This is a genomic window from Burkholderia sp. AU16482 (assembly GCF_002223285.1).
Taxonomy (GTDB): domain Bacteria; phylum Pseudomonadota; class Gammaproteobacteria; order Burkholderiales; family Burkholderiaceae; genus Burkholderia; species Burkholderia semiarida.
In genome coordinates this window covers 73,807-92,027 of the sequence record NZ_NKEY01000007.1, presented here as the reverse complement: position 1 = coordinate 92,027, position 18,221 = coordinate 73,807, and the positions used below count along the sequence as shown (strand labels likewise).

Genomic DNA, 18,221 nt, shown 5'->3' with positions numbered 1-18,221 from the left:
GTGAATTCCTGTCGGTGCCGCGGCCGGCGGGCTGCGGACGGGTCATGTCGGATGAAGGTGCGGCGCGCTCAGTCCCACTGCGGCGCGAGGCCGGCCGGGTCGACCTCGCGGCCGTTGCGCTCGAGCGCGGCGATCTGCGCCATGTCTTCGTCGGTCAGGCGCAGCGTCTGCGCGAGCAGGTTGCTCGCGAGGTTCTCGCGCTTGGTGGACGACGGAATCACCGAGTAGCCGAGCTGCAGCGCCCATGCGAGCGCGACTTGCGCCGGCGTCGCGTCGTGACGCTGCGCGATCGCGCCGATCACCGGATCGCCGAGCACCTTGCCGTACGCGAGCGTCATGTACGACGTCACGTGGATGCCTTCGGCGTTCAGGAACTCGACCAGCTTGCGGTTCTGCAGGTACGGGCTCAGTTCGATCTGGTTCGTCGCGATCGCGTCCTTGCCGACGGCCGCGATCGCTTCCTTCGTCAGCGCGATGTTGAAGTTCGAGATGCCGATCTGGCGCGTGAGGCCCTTCGCCTTCGCGTCCGCCAGCGCGGTCATGAACGCGTCGATCGACACGCCGTTGCCGGGGGCCGGCCAGTGGATCAGCGTCAGGTCGACATAGTCGGTGCGCAGCTTGCGCAGGCTTTCCTCGAGGCTGGCCGCCAGCTTGTCCGGCGCGTAGTTGTCGACCCAGATTTTCGTCGTGAGGAACAGGTCGTCACGGCGCACGCCCGACGCGGCGATCGCTTCGCCGACTTTGGCTTCGTTGCCGTAGATCTGCGCGGTGTCGATCGCGCGGTAGCCGACTTCGAGGCCGTTGCGGACCGAGTCGACGACGACCTGGCCTTGCAGGCGGAACGTACCGAGGCCGAAGGCCGGAATCTTGCTCATCGTGTGCTCCTGGAAGAGGGAAACGGTTGCGGTATGCGAATCATTCTGGCGCTTGAGACTGATGAAATAAACGCCTTTAGAGGTCAAAAATATTTGACTTCAAATCAAATATCGGGCGTGTCGTGGGCGCGTGCGGGCCGTGGCGGCCTTATGCGACGCGCGCCTGCGGATCCGTGATCGAATGGAACGCCGGCAGCACGTCCGATGCGATCTCGGCCATCGTCTCGTCGAGCGGCCGCCGGTTGCGGCGGAAATGCAGGCCGATGTGCCGCACGCCCGCATCGCGCATCGCCGCGAGTTCTTCCGTCAGCGCGATGCGTCCCGCGCGCGCGCCGAAGCGGTGCCGCTGCAGCGGTTCGTACGGATCTTCCGCGAGGTCGAGGTGGATGAAGCTCACGTACGGCTTGTCGCCGGCCACCGCACGCCAGTTCGCGGCGCGCTGCGCGTGGTCGGCCGGCGTGCCCGGATACGCGAGGCAGCCGTCCATGTATTCGCCGATCCACGCGGGCGTCTGCTGAGCGAGGCCGGCGACGAGAAGCGGCACCGGCGAGCGCGCGGCGGGCAGCACTTCCAGGCCGGGCGGCAGATGCCCGCGTGCGCCGTCGCGCAGCAACGCGATCTGGTCGCGGAAGTTCGCCCCGCGCGACGCGAAGTCGCGGCCGAACAGCGGATATTCGACCGGCCGGTCGCCGCTCGCGACGCCGAGCAGCAGGCGCCCGCGGCTCAGTTCCTGGATCGTCGCGGCCGATTTCAGCGTCAGCAGCCGTTCGCGCAGCGGCAGCACGACGGCGGCCGTGCCGAGCAGGATGTCGCGCGTGATGCCGGCGAGGTAGCCGAGATACGAGAACGTTTCGAACACCTGCGCGGCGTCGCCGAACGACGGGTCGTACAGCGGCACGTCGCGCACCCAGAGCGCGCGAAAGCCGAGCGTGTCGGCCAGTTGCGCGAGCTCCGCGTGGATTTCCAGGTCGGGCACGCCGGGGTGGCGGCCGTCATGCCGGCGTTTCGCGTTGCCGGACGCGGTCCAGTCGTTGTCGAGCGGCAGTTCGACGCCGATGCTGAAGCCGCCGGCGGCGAGCTTGTCGAGAGAGGGGGACATGATCGGGTTGCTCCGTTCAGACCGCGCGCAGGCTGCCGTCGAGCCGGTAGAAGTCGAGCGACGCCGCGGTGAAGAACGAGCGCGACGTGCCGGCGGCGAAGTCGTCGACATGCACGACGGTGGCGCGATCGGCTTCCTGCCACGAGATCGCGTAGGTGTCGCCGGCCACGCGCTGCCACGTGTATTCGACTTCACCTTTCGCGCCCGCATACGGGCCTTCGGTGATCTCGTAGCGCATATGAAGGCCGTCCTCGTCGTACGCGTTGAGCGCGGTGAGGCCGTCGTAGCGGACTTCGAATGTCTTGCCGGCGAACGGCGGACGTTGGGTCGATGCGTTCATGCTGGTGGCTCCTGTGAAAAGGTGACGTTCAATGCGCGAGTTCGACGGGTTCGGCCGTGCGTTCCGGCAGCCCGTGGCGGCGGTCGAGACGGCCGCTCAACGCGGTGAGTGCAAACGCCCCGAGCGTGACGACGGCGGCGATCCACGGGGTGTGGCCGAGGCCGACGTTCGCGACGATCAGGCCGCCGAGCGACGAGCCGCCGGCCACGCCGAGGTTGAAGGCGGCGATGTTGAAACCCGATGCGACGTCGGCGGCGTCCGGCGCGAAGTGGCGCGCCTGCTTGACGACGTACACCTGCAGCCCCGGCACGTTGCCGAACGCCACGGCGCCCCACGCGAGCATCGTCAGCACCGCGAGCCATTTCACGTGGATCGTGAAGGTCAGCGCGAGCAGCACGATCGCGAGCAGCAGGAAGATCCGCTTGAGCGCCTTCACGGGGCCGACGGCGTCCGCGAGCTTGCCGCCCCACACGTTGCCGACCGCGACCGATACGCCGTAGCCGACCAGCACGAGGCTGACCTGCGACGGCGTGAAGCCGGCGATCTGTTCGAGCAGCGGCGCCATATAGGTGAATGCGATCAGCGAGCCGCCGTAACCGACCGCCGTCATCGCATAGACGAGCAGCAGGCGCGGCTGGGCCAGCACGCGCAACTGGCGGGCGAGGGGGGCCGGCGGCGTCTGCGGCAGCGCGCGCGGCACGAAGGCGACTGCGCCGACGAATGCGACGAGGCCGAACAGCGCGACGATCAGGAACGTCGCGCGCCAGCCGAAGTGCTGGCCGATGAAGGTGCCGAGCGGAATGCCGGCGACGAACGCGACGGTCATGCCGCTGAACATCGTCGCGATCGCGCTCGCGGCCTTCTCCTTCGGCACGAGCGTGGTCGCGATGATCGAGCCGACCGAGAAGAACACGCCGTGCGCGAGGCCGGTGAGCACGCGTGCGACGATCAGCGATTCGTAGCCGGGCGCCTGCCATGCGACGAGGTTGCCGACGGTGAAGAGCGCCATCAGCCCGGCGAGCAGCGCCTTGCGCGGCACGCGGCCGGTGAGCGCGGTGAGCAGCGGCGCGCCGATGGCGACAGCCAGCGCGTACAGGCTGACGAGCAGGCCGGCGGACGGCAGGCTGACGCCGAGGTCGGCGCCGATCGTCGGGATCAGCCCGACGATCACGAATTCGGTGGTGCCGATGGCAAAGGCGCTGATGGTCAGCGCAAGCAACGCGAGTGGCATGACGGGATCCGGGTTTCAGTAGGAATGGATCGCAGTGTGCCGGCTTTACTTTTGCTGAAAAACTCGTCTATAAACCAAATTGTTTTGATTTCAACTCAACAATGAAGACCACCCTCGACGAACTCCAGGCCTTTACCGCCGTGGTCGATACCGGTTCGATCACGGCGGCCGCCCAGCAGCTCGATCTCACCGTGTCGGCGACGAGCCGCACGCTCGCGCGGCTCGAGGAAAAGCTGAAGACCACGCTGCTGCGCCGGACCACGCGCCGGCTCGAACTGACCGAGGAAGGGCGCGCGTTCCTGCAGGACGCGCGCGCGATCATCGAATCGGTCGAGAACGCGGAGGAGCAGATGCTCGCGCGGCGCGAGATGCCGTCCGGGCGCCTGCGCGTCGACGCCGCGACGCCGTTCATGCTGCACGTGATCGTGCCGCTCGTGCGCGGCTACCGCGAGCGCTTCCCGAAGGTCGAGCTGGAACTGAACAGCAACGAGGGCATCACCGATCTGCTGGAGCGGCGCACCGACGTCGCGGTCCGGATCGGCCGGCTGAAGGATTCGACGCTGCACAGCCGGCGCATCGGCAACAGCCGGCTGCGTATCCTAGCGAGCCCCGCGTATATCGAAGCGCATGGCCAGCCGCGCAAGGTCGAGGATCTCGACAAGCACACGCTGCTCGGCTTCACGCAGCCCGAATCGCTGAACGTATGGCCGATCCTCGGCACGGACGGCGAAGCGTACCGCATCGAGCCGGACGTGTATTCGTCGAGCGGCGAAACGCTGCGGCAGCTTGCGCTGGAGGGCACGGGTGTCGTCTGCCTGTCCGATTTCGTGACCGCGCAGGATCGCGATGCGGGGCGGCTGGTGCAGGTGCTCGCGCGCCAGACGCTCGACGTCCAGCAGCCGATTCACGCGGTGTACTACCGCAATACCGCGATCTCGTCGCGGATCGCGTCGTTCGTCGACTATCTGATCGAGGTGCTGGGCGGCGGCAGCGGCGGTGACGGGCGGGCGCGGCGCAAGGCCGCGTGGATGGAGCCGCAGTAGCGACGCAGGGCAGGCGGCGCTGCCCTTCGGGAGCCGGCGTGCCGCGCGTCGGCACGCCGTCGTGCGACGATTACGCCTCTTCGGCCCACGACATCCCGTCGCGCGCGAGCAGCGCCGACGAGGCCGCGGGCCCGAACGTGCCGGCCGTGTACAGGCGCGGCCGGTCGCCGAGCTGCTTCCAGCCGTCGAGGATCGGCTCGACCCACGACCACGCGGCTTCGAGCTCGTCGCGGCGCATGAAATGCGTGAGGCGGCCGCGGATCACGTCGATCAGCAGCCGTTCGTACGCTTCCGCGCGCCGTTCCGGAATCGCCTGCTGCAGGTCGAGGTTCAGGCTCACCGGCACCATGTTCATGCCGCTGCCCGGCTCCTTCGCGAGCATCTGCAACTGGATCGACTCTTCCGGCTGGAGCTGGATCACGAGGCGGTTGCCGTAATTGCGCGGGCCGGTCGGGATGATCGAGAACGGCATGTCCGCGAACTCGATCACGATTTCCGACTGGCGGCGCTGCAGCCGCTTGCCGGTGCGCAGGAAGAACGGCACGTTCGCCCAGCGCCAGTTGTTGATGTGCGCGCGCAGCGCGACGAAGGTTTCCGCGCGGCTGTCCGCCGGCACGTTGTCTTCCTCGAGATAGCCCTTGACCGGCTGGCCGTCGACCGCGCCGGCCGTGTACTGGCCGCGCACCGTGTCGCGCGCGACGTCCGACAGCGACATCGGCCGCAGCGAGCGCAGCACCTTCAGCTTCTCGTCGCGCACCGCGTCCGGGTCGAGCGACACGGGCGGCTCCATCGCGACGATGCACAGCAGTTGCAGCAGGTGGTTCTGCACCATGTCGCGCAGCGCGCCGGTATGGTCGTAGAAGCCCGCGCGGCTGCCGACGCCGACCGTCTCCGCGACCGTGATCTGCACGCTGCGGATGTTCGGCGCCTGCCACAGCGGCCCGAAGATCGGGTTGCCGAAGCGCAGCACCATCAGGTTCTGCACGGTTTCCTTGCCGAGATAGTGGTCGATCCGGTAGATCTGCGATTCCTCGAAGTGCTTGCCGACCGCGTCGTTGATCGCTTTCGCGGAAGCGAGATCGTGGCCGAGCGGCTTTTCGAGGACGACGCGCGAATGCGCGTCGACGAGGTGCGCGGCCGACAGGTTGTCGCAGATCGTCGTGAACAGTTCCGGCGACGTCGACAGGTAGAACACACGCACGGCCTCGCCGCGCGCCGCTTCGGCGAGCCGCTGGTAGTCGTCCGGCGCGTTCACGTCGATGAGCACGTACTTGAACAGGTCGAGGAAGCGGGCCCACGCGTCGGCGTCGAACGCCTTCGCGTCGATGAACGGGCGCGACTGCTCGTCCATGAACTTGCGATAGCCGTCGATGCCCCAGTCGCGGCGGCCGACGGCGATGATGCGCGTCTCGGGCGGAAGATTGCAGTGCAGGTGCGCCATGTACAGCGCGGGCAACAGCTTGCGGGCGGCCAGGTCGCCGCCGCCGCCGAAAATGATCATGTCGACGGGCCGGTCGGCCGCGGTCTGGGAAGGCTGATTCGTCATGGGAGGTTCGCGGTTTGAAACGGTGAACGTGAAACGAACGTCGAGGGCATCGGGCGCCGGTTGGCCGGCGCCGGTACGGCAAAACGCTAATAGTGCACCGTTTTGATGGTTTGCGTCTGTGTTCGCGCGATGTAACGGGGCTTGCATTTCCGATGATGGGTCGATTATGATTGAGCACTCACTCATTAAAGGAATCGACCGTGGCCCGACCGCGCAGTCCCGACAAGCACGAAGCCATCCTCGCGGCTGCCGCGCGCGCGCTCGCCGAGGACGGCGCGAGCGCGACCACCGCGCGCATCGCACGGCTTGCCGGCGTGGCGGAAGGCACGGTGTTCACGTACTTCGAGACCAAGGATGCGTTGTTGAACGCGCTGTACGTGAGCCTGAAGGCCGACATGCGCGAAGCGATGATGACCGGGTTTCCCGATCATGCGCCGGCCGAGCAGGCGGTGCGGCATGCGTGGAACGGCTATGTGTCGTGGGGCGTCGCGAATCCGGACGGCCGGCGCGCGTTGCGGCAGTTGGGCGTGAGCGGGCGCATCGACGATGCGCATCGGGCCGCGGGCTCGGAAGGCTTCGGCGGGATCGGCGCGCTGCTGCGCGAACAGGTCGCCGCGTCGGGCGCGTTGAGCCGCGACGAAGCGCATGCGTTCTGCTCGGCGTTGTTTACGTCGATCGCGGAAACCGCGATGGAGTCGATCGCCCGCGATCCGGCGCGCGCCGATGCATACCGGGAAGCCGGGTTTCGCGCGTTGTGGGCGGTATTGCACGCGGTGTGAGTCGAGGAATGGCGTCGTGGCGGCATGTGCCGCGGCGACGGCGGGGTGGGGCAGGCAGGACGGCGCAGGTCACGAACGATCGACGCGTCGCCCATATTAATGAGTGAGTAATCATTCATTTTGATGGTTTCATCACGATCAAGGAGTGGAAAATGTCGAAAGTCTGGTTGGTAACGGGAGCCGCGCGCGGCCTCGGTCGCGCGATTTCGGAAGCGGTGCTGGCAGCGGGGGACCGGCTGGTGGCCGGCGCGCGCGATCCCGCGCGACTGGCCGATCTGGCCGAACGGTATGGCAACCGGCTGCTGCCGGTCGAGCTCGATGTCACCGACGAAGCGGCGGCCGCGCAAGCCGTCGCGGCGGCGCGCGCGGCGTTCGGCCGTATCGACGTGCTGGTGAACAACGCGGGCTACGGCCACACGGCGCCGTTCGAGCAGATGAGCGCCGAAGCCTTCCGCGACCAGATCGAAACGAACCTGTTCGGCGTGGTCAACCTCACGCGCGCGGTGCTGCCGACGATGCGCGCGCAGCGCGCGGGGCACATCTTCCAGGTGTCGTCGGTCGGCGGGCGTACGGCGACGCCCGGACTGTCCGCATATCAGGCCGCGAAGTGGGCGGTCGGCGGATTCAGCGACGTGCTCGCGAAGGAAGCCGCGCCATTCGGCGTGCGCGTGTGCACGCTCGAACCGGGCGGCATGCGCACCGACTGGGCCGCGCAGGCGAAGCGCGACATCGACGATCTGCTGCCCGACTATCAACCGTCGGTCGGGAAGATCCTCGACCTGCTCGGCGCGTATGGCGGCCACGAGATCGGCGATCCCGCCCGGATCGCGGCGCTGATCGTCGACCTGTCGCGCCGCGACGACGTGCCGCTGCGCCTGCTGCTCGGCGGCGATGCGCTGTTCGTCTGCGAGCAGGCGGAACGGCAGCGCGCGGAAGAGGCGGCGCGGTGGCGGGATGCGACGCTGTCGACGCAGTTTCCGGATGCGGTGCTGCCGGACGGGCTGCGGGCGTTGAAGGAAATTGGCTGAGCCGGGCGGTTCGTTGCCGGCGGCATCGACATGGCGCCGGAGCGCATGCTCTGGGGCACCGACTGGCCGCACCCCACGCAGAAGACGGACAAGCCCGACGACGCAAGCTTGCTGGACGTGATCGCCGGGTGGATCGGGCGCCCTGACTGGCAGCAGCGGATATTCGTCACGAACCCGGCGAAGTTGTACGGGTTTGCATAGGCCGGGGAGGATGTCGCGAAACTTGAAGCCGCCAACAAAGCGATGTCCTCCGCAATCGGGGGATACATTTGAAGGCGGATGGGGCAAGCGCCCGCTTGGTCGTGCTCATAACGCAAGGGTAATCCCACCTGATACCAGCTTCGGCGATCTGGTACCGGTTGCGACGGCGACTTCGCTCGCCATCGAAAAAGACGGCAACCCAAAACCGCGTATCGCTTATCCGATCGGCCTGTTCTTCGATGGTATCGCCTGGCGTCGATGCACTTCGCGTGCCATCTCAGAGAATCGACCGGTAGGTGCCGCCCTCGACGCGCACCGCGGCGCCATTGGATGCCGCACCCAGAGGACTGGCGAGCAACGCCACCATCGCGGCAATCTCGTCGGCCTCGATCATGCGGGCAATCAGCGAGCTCGGACGATACGTGTCGAAGAAGTGCGATTCGATTTCCGCATCGGTCATATCGGGCCGCGGCGCGGTTTGGCGAAGATATGCGACGATGCCTTCGGATCGCGTGGCGGATGGCAGTACGCTGTTGACGGTCACGCCGGTTCCCTTCGTCAGTTCGGCCATTCCGCGCGAAACCGCGAGTTGAGCCGATTTGCTGACACCGTAGTGCACCATGTCCGGCGGCGTGAAGGCGCCGACTTCGCTGGACATGAAAATCACTCGCCCCCAGTTCTTCGCGAGCATGCGAGGAAAGTAATGACGTGACAGCCTGACACCTGACATCACGTTGACGTCGATCATTCGCAGCCAGTCGTCATCGGTGATCTCCGCGAACGGCTTGGCTTCGTAGTAGCCGAGATTGTTCACGAGAATATCCGTGTCCGGCTGTGCATCGATCAGCTCCGCGACGCCTCGGTCGCCGCTCACGTCGGCGACGACGCCGCGTACGCTGCCGCGCGGCGCGGCAGCGCAGAGCTCCGCGACGGCTGCGTCGAGCTTGTCTCGTTGCCGCCCCGTGATCGTGACCGCGACGCCTTCCGCGGCCAACGTTCGCGCGATGGCCATGCCGATGCCGGCAGTGGCGCCGGTGACGATCGCAGTTTTTCCTTCAAGTTGCAGATCCACGGTTTGCTTCTCCTTTACTCATCGAGTAACCGGCATTGCCGGTCGATTGCACGGCATGACTACTTGAGCCGCTTCAGCATTTCGCCGGCGACGTCCAGCGCCGACGCCGGATTCTGTCCGGTGATCAATTCGCGGTCGGTGACCATGTGCGCGGTAAACGGCACCGCGTTGCTGCTGTAGATTCCACCCGCGCGTTGCAATGCAGTCTGCGGATAGAACTTCATCGCGCCGCCGCCGAGCAGCCCTTTGGCTTGCTCTTCTTCCGCGTTGCTGATCACCGTCATCCGGTAGCCGGCGTAGATCCATTTCGTGTCGCCATCGCCCGCGTTTCCCGCCGCGAGCTTTCGTACAAAGCCCGGCGCATCGGGCAGCGTCGACAGCAGCGCAATCGGGCCGTGGCAAACGAGCGCCGTGGTCTTGCCGCGCGCGTGAAAGTCGGCCAGCAATCTGCCCACGGCGGCACTGGTCGACAGGTCCTGCATCGGCGCATGGCCGCCGGGAACATAGACGGCATCGAAGTGCGCGTAGCCGATCTGCTCCACCCGCGACAGGCTGATCACCGGGGAATGCGTGCGCGACGTGATTTGTAGCCGGTCGAGCAAGGCCCGATAGTCGCGCATCGCGTTGTCGTCGCCGTTGAAGTACATCTTGTCGGCCGACGTGACGTCCAGCGTCGGCGCCTTGCCCTCCGGCGTGGCGAAGGTCACCTGATGGCCGGCATCGAGCAGCGCCTTCACGGGCTGCATCAGCTCGTTCAGGTAGAAGCCCGTCGCGAAGACCTTGTCATCCTTCAGGTCGAGGTGATCGGAATCCGACAACACCACGAGCACGTTGGCCGCGTGAGCGCCGCACGCGGCAATGCCGAGCATTGCCGCAACGGCGAGCTTGCGCATCGAATACATCGTTTTCTCCATCGGGAAGGTTCAAGCTTGTCGTGAACGGGCGAGCAACAGATGACGCATCGCGGCGCCCACGCCGGCGGCCGACTGCGGGTTCTGGCCAGTCACGAGCCGTCCGTCGACGACGACCTTGGCGGTCCAGTTCGGCACGGGATGGTGAAGTGCGCCGCGCTGCTTCAAGGTGCTCGCGAGCAGGAACGGGACGACGCGATCGAGCTGGACCTCCCGTTCTTCCTCGTCCGTGAAGGCGCTCAGATTCTTGCCGGCGACGAGATATGTACCGTCGCCGAGCTTCACGTCGACCAGTGCGGCCGGCCCATGACACACCGCGCCGACCACCCCACCCGCGTCATGGATGTCGCGGGTCACTTTCTGCACGTCGGGATTGCCCGGAAAGTCCCACATCGCGCCGTGGCCGCCGGCAAAGAAGACAGCGGCATACTTCGACGCATCGACGTCGCCCAGCCGCTGCGTGTGGCGCAGCGCGTCGCGGAAATCACGGTCGTTCCAATAGCGCGCATTGATTTCATCGGTCAGGTCGAGCCCGTCGACCGGCGGTTCGCCGCCCTGAATCGATGCGAATTCGACGGGAATGCCGGCCGCGTCCAGTTCAGCCAGCGGATGCGTCACTTCGCCGAGATAGAAACCGGTCGGCTCGCCGGTTGAGCCTTTCTTCGCGTGGCTCGTGAGTACGAATAGAACCTGCAGATGCTGCCGCTCGCGATGTTCGCCATTCATGCTGTGCTCCTGGATTTCAACGGGTGACTCGACGATGCAGTCACGACGCACGCACTTTATTTGGCTCATCGATGAAGATAAACTGGCGCGAAAGTAAAGCTTTTGTTCTTTGGAGGACAAGATGGCGCGTAAATTCGATCACCTCGGTGACGTGGAAGCGTTCGTGACGGTGGTCGAAAAAGGCTCGATGACTGCCGGTGCGGTCGCATTGGGGAGCACGCCTTCCGTGTTGAGCCGGGCCATCACACGTCTGGAGGCCCGGCTGGGCACGCAGTTGCTGCGTCGTTCCACGCGGCGGTTGAGCCTGACGGAGCACGGCAGGCTCTATCTGGAGCAATCGCGCGCGGCGTTTTTGCTGATCGATGACGCCGAGCGGGCCATTCAGGGGCACGGCGGTACGTTGACCGGCCATGTCCGGCTGAGCGTACCGACGACGTACGGGCACTATCGTCTGCCGCCGCTGCTTCGACGGTTCACGCGGGAACACCCGCACGTTCGCGTGGAGTTGAACATCGCGAACCGGAACGTGGATCTCGTGGCCGAAGGTTTCGACCTGGCGATCCGTCTGGGCGAATTGCCGGACAGCGGTCTGGTCGCGCGCAAGCTCGAGGATGCGGCGCTGTGCCTTGTCGCGTCGCCCGAGTACGTCGCCCACGCCGGCACGCCCGGAAACGTGGCCGACCTGGAGCACCATCTTTGTTTGCCGTTCATGCTGCCCAGCAGCGGCCGTATCGCGCCCTGGGTATTCCGTGACGGCGATCGCGACATCGATTGGCTGCCGGCTTCGAACGTCGCGGTGTCCGACGACGTGCTCGGTGTCGTGTCGATGGCGCAGAGTGGCGCCGGTATCTGCCAGACCTATGACTTCATCGTCCAGGATCGGATCCGGGCCGGAAATCTCGTCGAGGTATTGCCCCATCTGCGCGGGCGCACACGGCCGTTTTCAGTCGTGTACGCACCGCATCGCCGCCTGTCGGCCGCGTCCCGCACCTTGATCGACATGTTGGTCGCGTCGACGGGCGAGGCTTGAAGCGATTGCGATACGTTCTGCGCTGTGGCACGCGGTGGAAGGGCCGGCGCCACGGTCGTCAAATGCCAGCGTCCCGTTCCGTCGGTAACTGGCCCATGTTGACGCAGTATGTTGACGTCAACGGAACGTGGGACGTCAACATGGCGACTGGACGACCGAAGGCGGAACTCGTGCTGAACGAAGACGAGCGTTGCGAGGTGACGCATTGGCGAGCTACAAAGATGGCTGCTTACCGCCGGCGCCGGGCCTCGAGGCGACATCTTTACCTCGCAAACGGTGACAGTTTCATTTTTGTTCTACGGCTCGCGGCCTCATGAATATCTGATGCGTAGGCGCATCGTGCGTGCACGGCTGCTGCTGCTCGAATCGCGCGCCTTGTGCGGCGCGCGCCGGGAGAAAAACAAGTCAACGTACCGACGCAACGAGGATAACGATGAATTCCGCGACTGACGTGATGGCGGTGGATCCATGAAAGCAGACGCTGGGTCTGCTTCTCCAATTGTGCCGAAGCGACGATGCGCGATCGTTCGCGTCTTCGAGCGAGTCGTTGTGTGCACACCGGACGGAACGTCGGTTGCGCCTGCGGACGACCGCCGCGGAGCGGCGGACCGTCTCGGTGAGGTTCGTCGACCGCGTGAGCGCGACAGCGGTAACGATGGCATGGCACGATTCGACGCATTGTTCGTATGGCGATCAGGCGTGGCATGCAACTCGCGCTCGCACCAGCGCGGTGTGTGCGATCAGCGGCCGGCCGGTCCTGCCCGGTGACGCCGTCTATCAGCCCCGTGGCCGCCCAAGGCCGCTCAATGCCGACGCGATGATCCTTGCGTCGGCGCTCCACGAAGCGGAAGAGAATCGTTGATGTCTACGAGACTTGGGCAAGCTTCGTTCGGACGGGATTTCGGTTACGGGCGTTTCAGCGATGCGTGAGGAAGCCATAGCCGGATCTAATCGAAAGCCGTACCCGTATCTGACCGAAAGCCACGGTTGTGACCCGTCAGGCCGCGTTAACCCTGATTAAAAAACGTTATCACGGTGAAAAATTCCGCATCTTATTGAACCGATATCGGCTCGATATAGTGGCTCGCTTTCCCGCACGCCTCGCCCGGCGTGCGCAGACGAACGGCAGGAGCCCCTTGATGACCACCGATACCCGATTCACCGAAGTCGAGGATCTGATGCCCGCCGCCGGCGGGCTGCGCGAGATCCGTCACCACATCCATCACCATCCGGAACTCGCATACGAAGAGCACGACACGGCCGCGCTCGTCGCGGACAAGCTCGAGCAATGGGGCTGGCAGGTGACGCGCGGCGTCGGCAAGACGGGCGTCGTCGGCACGCTGCGCGTGGGCGACGGCGCGCGCAGCATCGGCATTCGCGCGGACATGGATGCGCTGCCGATCGTCGAGGCGACCGGCCTGCCGTATGCGAGCGGCACGCACGGCAAGATGCACGCATGCGGCCACGACGGCCATACGACGATGCTGCTCGGCGCCGCGCAGCATCTCGCGAAGACGCGCAACTTCTCCGGCACCGTACACCTGTATTTCCAGCCGGCTGAGGAGCACGGCGTCGACAGCGGCGCGAAGAAGATGATCGACGACGGCCTGTTCGAGCGCTTCCCGTGCGACGCCGTGTTCGGCATGCACAACCATCCGGGCGCGGCGCCGGGCGTGTTTCTCACGCGGCGCGGCCCGTTCATGTCGGCGGGCGACAAGGCGATCATCACGATCGAAGGCGTCGGCGGCCATGCGGCGCGGCCGCACCTGACGGTCGATCCGGTCGTCGTCGCGGCGAGCATCGTGATGGCGCTGCAGACGATCGTCGCGCGCAACGTCGACCCGTCGCAGCCGGCGGTCGTCACGGTCGGCTCGATGCACGCGGGCACCGCGAACAACGTGATTCCGAACGGCGCGCGCCTCGAACTCAGCGTGCGTTCGTTCAGCCCGGAAGTGCGCGCGCTGCTCAAGCGCCGCATCACCGAGCTGGCCGAAACGCAGGCCGCGAGTTACGGCGCGACCGCGAACGTCGAATACATCGAAGGCTATCCGGTCGTCATTAATTCGGATGCCGAAACCGACTTCGCGGCTCAGGTCGCACGCGAACTCGTCGGCGATGCGCACGTGGTCGAGCAGACCGACCTGCTGATGGGCAGCGAGGATTTCGCGTTCATGCTGCAGCAGCGGCCGGGCTCGTTCGTGCGGCTCGGCAACGGCGAAGGCGAGGACGGCTGCATGGTGCACAACCCGAAATACGACTTCAACGATCGCAACCTGCCGATCGGCGCGGCGTTCTGGACGCGCCTCGTCGAGCGTTACCTCGGGCAGTGATCGCGGCGGCGGCGTGCGGCCGGCGCTTCCGGCTGCTTTGACAGGAGAGGATAGCGATGCAGAAAGACCATCTCGCGCTGCACCCCGCGTCGACGGGCGCCGTCGAAGGCGATGCGCGCGGCGCGCCTGCCGTCACGCGACGCGGCGCGATCGCCGCGGCCGTGATCGGCAACTGGCTGGAATTCTTCGACTTCACCGTGTACGGCTTCTTCGCGGTGCTGATCGGCAAGCTGTTCTTCCCGTCGAGCGACCCGACCACGTCGCTGCTGCTGTCGGTCGCGACCTTCGCCGCCGGCTTCTTCACGCGGCCGCTCGGCAGCGTCGTGCTCGGCGTCTACGCGGACCGCAAGGGGCGCAAGGCCGCGCTGAACCTGACGATCATGCTGATGGCGCTCGGCACCGGGCTGATCGCGATCGCGCCGACCCATGCGCAAGTGGGCGTGGCCGCGCCGTTGCTCGTCGTGTTCGCGCGGCTGTTGCAGGGCTTCTCGCAGGGCGGCGAATTCGGCGCGGCGACGTCGACGCTGCTCGAACAGGGCGGCACGTCGCGCCGCGGGTTCCGCGCGAGCTGGCAGCTCGCGACGCAGGGCGGCGCCGCGCTGATGGGCTCCGGGTTCGCGGCGCTGCTGTCGAACACGATGACGAAGGACGCGCTGGAAAGCTGGGGCTGGCGGCTGCCGTTCCTCGTCGGCGTGCTGATCGCGCCGGTCGGGATGTTCTTGCGCCGCCGGCTCGCGGACGACGCGCCCGGCGACCGTCATCACGGCATCGAGCGCGGCGTGCTGCACGAACTGTTCTCGAAGCACACGCGCACGGTGGTGCTGCTGATGCTCACGGTAATGGGCGGCACGGTGTCGACCTACATCCTGACCTTCTACATGCCGACCTACGCGATTCATACGCTCGGTCTGCCGATGAAGCTGTCGATGTTCGTCGGCGTCGCGTCGGGCTGCGTGATGCTGGTCACGTGCCCGCTGTTCGGCTGGCTGTCGGACAAGCTCGGCAGCCGGCGCCTGCCGATCTTCGTCGGCCGCGGCGTGCTGGTCGCGCTGCTGTTCCCGGCGTTCTGGCTGATGAACCATCATCCGACGCTGTCGGTGATCCTGCCGCTGACCGCGCTGATGCTGTTGTTCTATTCGCTCGGCTCGGCGTCGGAAATGGCGCTGATGTGCGAGTCGCTGCCGCGCCACGTGCGCGCGACGGGCATCTCGATCGCGTATGCGCTCGCGGTGACGATCTTCGGCGGCACCGCGCAACTGATCGCGACGTGGCTCGTGAAGACGACCGGCAGCAAGCTCGCACCGGCCGGCTACGTGGCCGCATGCGTGGTGCTGTCGCTGATCGCGGTCGCGATGCTGCGCGAGACGGCGCGCGAATCGCTGGACTGACGCGCGATGCGGGTGGCGGCGCGGCCATGCGCGCCTACCGCCCGCGCACCGCTGGATCGCGGAGCAGTATTTCGATTTCAACCCGTACGGCGACTGAGCGCCGCGCCGGCTCGTTTCCCCGATTCCCCTTTTCATCGGTTCAGGACCATCGATGCAGATTCGCACCACGCCGCTCCTGTCGCCGTCGATCGGCACGCAGCGCACGCTGACGAGCTTTCATTTCGGGCCGGCCGACTGCGGCCGCAAGATCTACCTGCAGGCCGCGCTGCACGCGGACGAGACGCCCGCGATGCTTGCCGCGGTCATGCTCAAGCAGCGCCTCGCGCAACTCGACGCCGAAGGCCGGCTCGCGGCCGAAATCGTGCTCGTGCCGGTGGCGAACCCGGTCGGCCTCAATCATCATCTGCTCGGGCAGTTCATCGGCCGGTTCGATCTCGCGAGCGGCCGCAACTTCAATCGCGGCTTCCTGCCGCTCGCGGAGATCGCCGCACGTGCGCGCGACCGGCTGGGCGACGACGGCGTGCGCAATCGCGCGATCGTGCGCGAATGCGTCGGCGCGGCGCTCGATGAAATCGCGCCGCGCACCGAATTCGATGCGCTGCAGCTTGCGCTGCTGAAACTGTCGCACGACGCCGACGTCGTGATCGACCTGCATTGCTCGCTCGAAGCGGTGATGCACGTGTACACGAGCGACACCGCGTGGCCGGACGTCGAGCCGCTCGCGCGTTATCTCGGCGTGGAGGTGTCGCTGCTCGCGGAGGATTCGGGCGGCCATGCGTTCGACGACGCGCATCATCTGCTGTGGTCACGGTTGCGCACGCATTTGCCGTCCGGCACGCCGATGGCGGCGGGTACCGTGGCCGTGACGGTCGAGTGTCGCGGCCAGCGCGACGTGACGTACGACTACGCGCGCCGCGACGCCGGCGCGCTCGTCGACTATCTCGTCTGGTGCGGCGCGGTGCGCGGCGAACGCGCGCCGCTGCCGCCGCTGGCCGCGCCGGCCACGCCGCTCGCGGGCAGCGAGCAGTTTTACGCGCCGGTGAGCGGGATTCTCGTGCACCGTGCGCCGATCGGCGCGATGATCCGCGCCGGCGATCCGCTGTTCGACATCGTCGATCCGCTGACGGATGCGGTCACGACGATCTCGAGCGCGACCGACGGCGTGTTCTACATGCGGCGCGCGATCCGCTTCGTGACGGCCGGCGCGCCGCTCGGGCGCGTGACGGGCACGGTGCCGGTGCGAAAGGGGATGCTGCTGGGGGCGTGACGACGCCGTGTCCGACGGATTCGGAGCGCAATTTCGTTCCCGTCAAATTGATCGGACGCGCGCGCGCCCGTAAATTGAGCGACGCGGAGTTCGCTCCGTGTTTTGCAAGAAGGATGTTGCAGAGCGATTGGAGTTTTCGCGGGCGGCCTGTGTCGCCCGTTTTTTTATTTCACTGCGACGACGGTTCGGCAGCGGGCCGATGTCGGCGCCCTCGAGGAGCACGCGAGCGGATACCGGACGATTGCGGCCGCGGCGCATAGGAGGCAACAACATGATCCGACGTAAGGTTGTCGTCGCATCGCCCGTCGCGACACGAACCCTGTTGGGGAACATCCGCGCCTTGATCGAAGCGGCGCGGCAGCGCGCCGCATCCGCGGTGAATAGCGAGCTGACGATGCTTTATTGGCGCATTGGCCGGCTCGTTCATGTCGAAGTCCTTGCGGGCAAACGGGCCGACTATGGTGAGGAAGTGCTTCCCACGCTTGCGGCGCAGTTGACGAAAGATTACGGCGGCGGCTTCGCCGTGAAGAATCTTCGCCGCATGGTGCAGTTTGCCGTGACCTTTCCGGACGAGCGGATTGTCGTATCGCTGATACGACAATTGAGCTGGACACATTTCATTGCGTTGATTCCGCTGAAAGACCCGCGTCAACGTGACTACTATGCGCAGATGGCCAATGTGGAACGCTGGAGCGTCAGGACGCTGCGCGAGCGTATCGACTCGATGTTGTACGAGCGCACCGCGCTTTCACGGAAGCCGGATGCGCTGATCGCCACGGAGCTGGCAACGATGCGGGATGCACAACGCATGTCACCCAGCCTCATCATGCGCGATCCATATATTCTCGATTTCCTGGGTTTGCGCGACACCTGGCAGGAAGGCGACCTGGAGACCGCGATCATTCGCGAAATGGAAGCCTTTCTGCTGGAGCTGGGTGCCGGCTTCACGTTCGTCGCGAGGCAAAAGCGCATCCAGATCGACGACGAGGATTTCCATCTCGACTTGCTGTTCTACAACCGGAAGCTGCGGCGGCTGGTCGCTGTAGAGTTGAAGGTCGGTGAGTTCAAGGCCGCGTACAAGGGGCAGATGGAGCTGTATCTGCGCTGGCTCGACAGACACGAGCGGGAGGCTGATGAAGCGCCACCCCTTGGAATCATTCTCTGCACCGGAAAAAAATCAGAGCAGATCGAGCTGCTGGAACTGGATAAGTCCGGCATCCACGTGGCGGAGTATCTGACGGCTTTGCCGCCGCGTGCGGTGCTGACCGAACGGCTGCAGCAAGCGATGCAACGGGCACGGTTGCAAATCAGGCCCCGCAGCGCAGCGCGGAATACGGACTGATGTGTTCCGCGCC

The 18,221-nt window shown here is 66.1% G+C and carries 17 protein-coding genes and 1 pseudogene; 10 read left to right on the top strand and 8 right to left on the bottom strand.

Features of this window, described 5'->3' with window-relative positions; genetic code table 11:
- Positions 1-68 precede the first annotated feature (68 nt).
- The 4 genes from dkgB to CFB35_RS27300 form a co-directional block, all read right to left on the bottom strand.
- On the bottom strand, positions 69-875 hold the full coding sequence (gene dkgB, locus CFB35_RS27315; RefSeq protein WP_060011266.1) for a 2,5-didehydrogluconate reductase DkgB: 807 nt from the start codon (positions 873-875) through the stop codon (positions 69-71).
- A gap of 148 nt (positions 876-1,023) precedes the next feature.
- On the bottom strand, positions 1,024-1,974 hold the full coding sequence (locus tag CFB35_RS27310; RefSeq protein ID WP_060011268.1) for a TIGR03571 family LLM class oxidoreductase: 951 nt from the start codon (positions 1,972-1,974) through the stop codon (positions 1,024-1,026).
- Between the two features lie 16 nt (positions 1,975-1,990).
- Entirely contained in the window at positions 1,991-2,314 is a 324-nt protein-coding gene (locus tag CFB35_RS27305) for a hypothetical protein (RefSeq protein ID WP_059581980.1), read from the bottom strand.
- 28 nt (positions 2,315-2,342) lie between these two features.
- Positions 2,343-3,545 carry an MFS transporter gene (locus CFB35_RS27300; protein ID WP_059581982.1) on the bottom strand — a complete coding sequence of 401 codons (1,203 nt, stop codon included), beginning with the start codon at positions 3,543-3,545 and terminating at the stop codon, positions 2,343-2,345.
- Between the two features lie 101 nt (positions 3,546-3,646).
- Here CFB35_RS27300 and CFB35_RS27295 point away from each other — a divergent pair, with 101 nt between their 5' ends.
- A complete protein-coding gene (locus CFB35_RS27295) occupies positions 3,647-4,588 on the top strand; it encodes a LysR family transcriptional regulator (protein WP_059581985.1) in 942 nt (313 codons plus the stop codon).
- 70 nt (positions 4,589-4,658) lie between these two features.
- On the opposite strand, the gene zwf is transcribed toward CFB35_RS27295, so the two are convergent.
- Entirely contained in the window at positions 4,659-6,134 is a 1,476-nt protein-coding gene (gene zwf, locus CFB35_RS27290; protein ID WP_059581987.1) for a glucose-6-phosphate dehydrogenase, read from the bottom strand.
- 200 nt (positions 6,135-6,334) lie between these two features.
- Between zwf and CFB35_RS27285 the strand changes: the two genes are divergently transcribed.
- The 3 genes and pseudogenes from CFB35_RS27285 to CFB35_RS27275 form a co-directional block, all read left to right on the top strand.
- Positions 6,335-6,913, top strand: coding sequence for a TetR/AcrR family transcriptional regulator (locus CFB35_RS27285; protein ID WP_059641525.1), 579 nt, complete (start codon positions 6,335-6,337; stop codon positions 6,911-6,913).
- 152 nt (positions 6,914-7,065) lie between these two features.
- Positions 7,066-7,941: an SDR family NAD(P)-dependent oxidoreductase gene (locus tag CFB35_RS27280; protein ID WP_059581993.1), complete on the top strand. Its 876-nt coding sequence runs from the start codon at positions 7,066-7,068 to the stop codon at positions 7,939-7,941.
- A 24-nt stretch (positions 7,942-7,965) separates the two neighbouring features.
- Positions 7,966-8,142 (top strand): annotated as a pseudogene (locus CFB35_RS27275) (amidohydrolase family protein); the annotation flags it as partial.
- Positions 8,143-8,419: 277 nt separating this feature from the next.
- Here the strand turns inward: CFB35_RS27275 and CFB35_RS27270 are convergent.
- Genes CFB35_RS27270 through CFB35_RS27260 form a run of 3 tightly spaced genes read right to left on the bottom strand, consistent with a single transcriptional unit; the run spans position 8,420 to position 10,851 of the window.
- A complete protein-coding gene (locus CFB35_RS27270) occupies positions 8,420-9,214 on the bottom strand; it encodes an SDR family NAD(P)-dependent oxidoreductase (RefSeq protein WP_059581995.1) in 795 nt (264 codons plus the stop codon).
- 59 nt (positions 9,215-9,273) lie between these two features.
- Complete coding sequence (locus tag CFB35_RS27265; protein WP_059582205.1) at positions 9,274-10,116, bottom strand: type 1 glutamine amidotransferase domain-containing protein; 843 nt, start codon at positions 10,114-10,116, stop codon at positions 9,274-9,276.
- Positions 10,117-10,137: 21 nt separating this feature from the next.
- Positions 10,138-10,851, bottom strand: a complete 714-nt coding sequence (locus CFB35_RS27260; RefSeq protein WP_059581998.1) for a type 1 glutamine amidotransferase domain-containing protein — start codon at positions 10,849-10,851, stop codon at positions 10,138-10,140.
- A gap of 121 nt (positions 10,852-10,972) precedes the next feature.
- On the opposite strand from CFB35_RS27260, the gene CFB35_RS27255 reads away from it, so the two are divergent.
- From CFB35_RS27255 to CFB35_RS27230, 6 genes are all read left to right on the top strand, one after another.
- Positions 10,973-11,881: a LysR family transcriptional regulator gene (locus CFB35_RS27255; protein WP_059582208.1), complete on the top strand. Its 909-nt coding sequence runs from the start codon at positions 10,973-10,975 to the stop codon at positions 11,879-11,881.
- 499 nt (positions 11,882-12,380) lie between these two features.
- Positions 12,381-12,743, top strand: coding sequence for a DUF3331 domain-containing protein (locus CFB35_RS27250; RefSeq protein WP_306427107.1), 363 nt, complete (start codon positions 12,381-12,383; stop codon positions 12,741-12,743).
- A 277-nt stretch (positions 12,744-13,020) separates the two neighbouring features.
- Positions 13,021-14,211 (top strand): M20 aminoacylase family protein, encoded by a 1,191-nt coding sequence (locus tag CFB35_RS27245; RefSeq protein ID WP_059582001.1) that lies wholly within the window; start codon positions 13,021-13,023, stop codon positions 14,209-14,211.
- Positions 14,212-14,267: 56 nt separating this feature from the next.
- Positions 14,268-15,599 (top strand): MFS transporter, encoded by a 1,332-nt coding sequence (locus CFB35_RS27240; RefSeq protein WP_060011272.1) that lies wholly within the window; start codon positions 14,268-14,270, stop codon positions 15,597-15,599.
- Positions 15,600-15,750: 151 nt separating this feature from the next.
- Complete coding sequence (locus tag CFB35_RS27235) at positions 15,751-16,866, top strand: succinylglutamate desuccinylase/aspartoacylase family protein (protein ID WP_060011275.1); 1,116 nt, start codon at positions 15,751-15,753, stop codon at positions 16,864-16,866.
- Positions 16,867-17,137: 271 nt separating this feature from the next.
- Entirely contained in the window at positions 17,138-18,208 is a 1,071-nt protein-coding gene (locus CFB35_RS27230) for a YhcG family protein (protein WP_060011277.1), read from the top strand.
- The last annotated feature ends 13 nt before the right edge of the window (positions 18,209-18,221 follow it).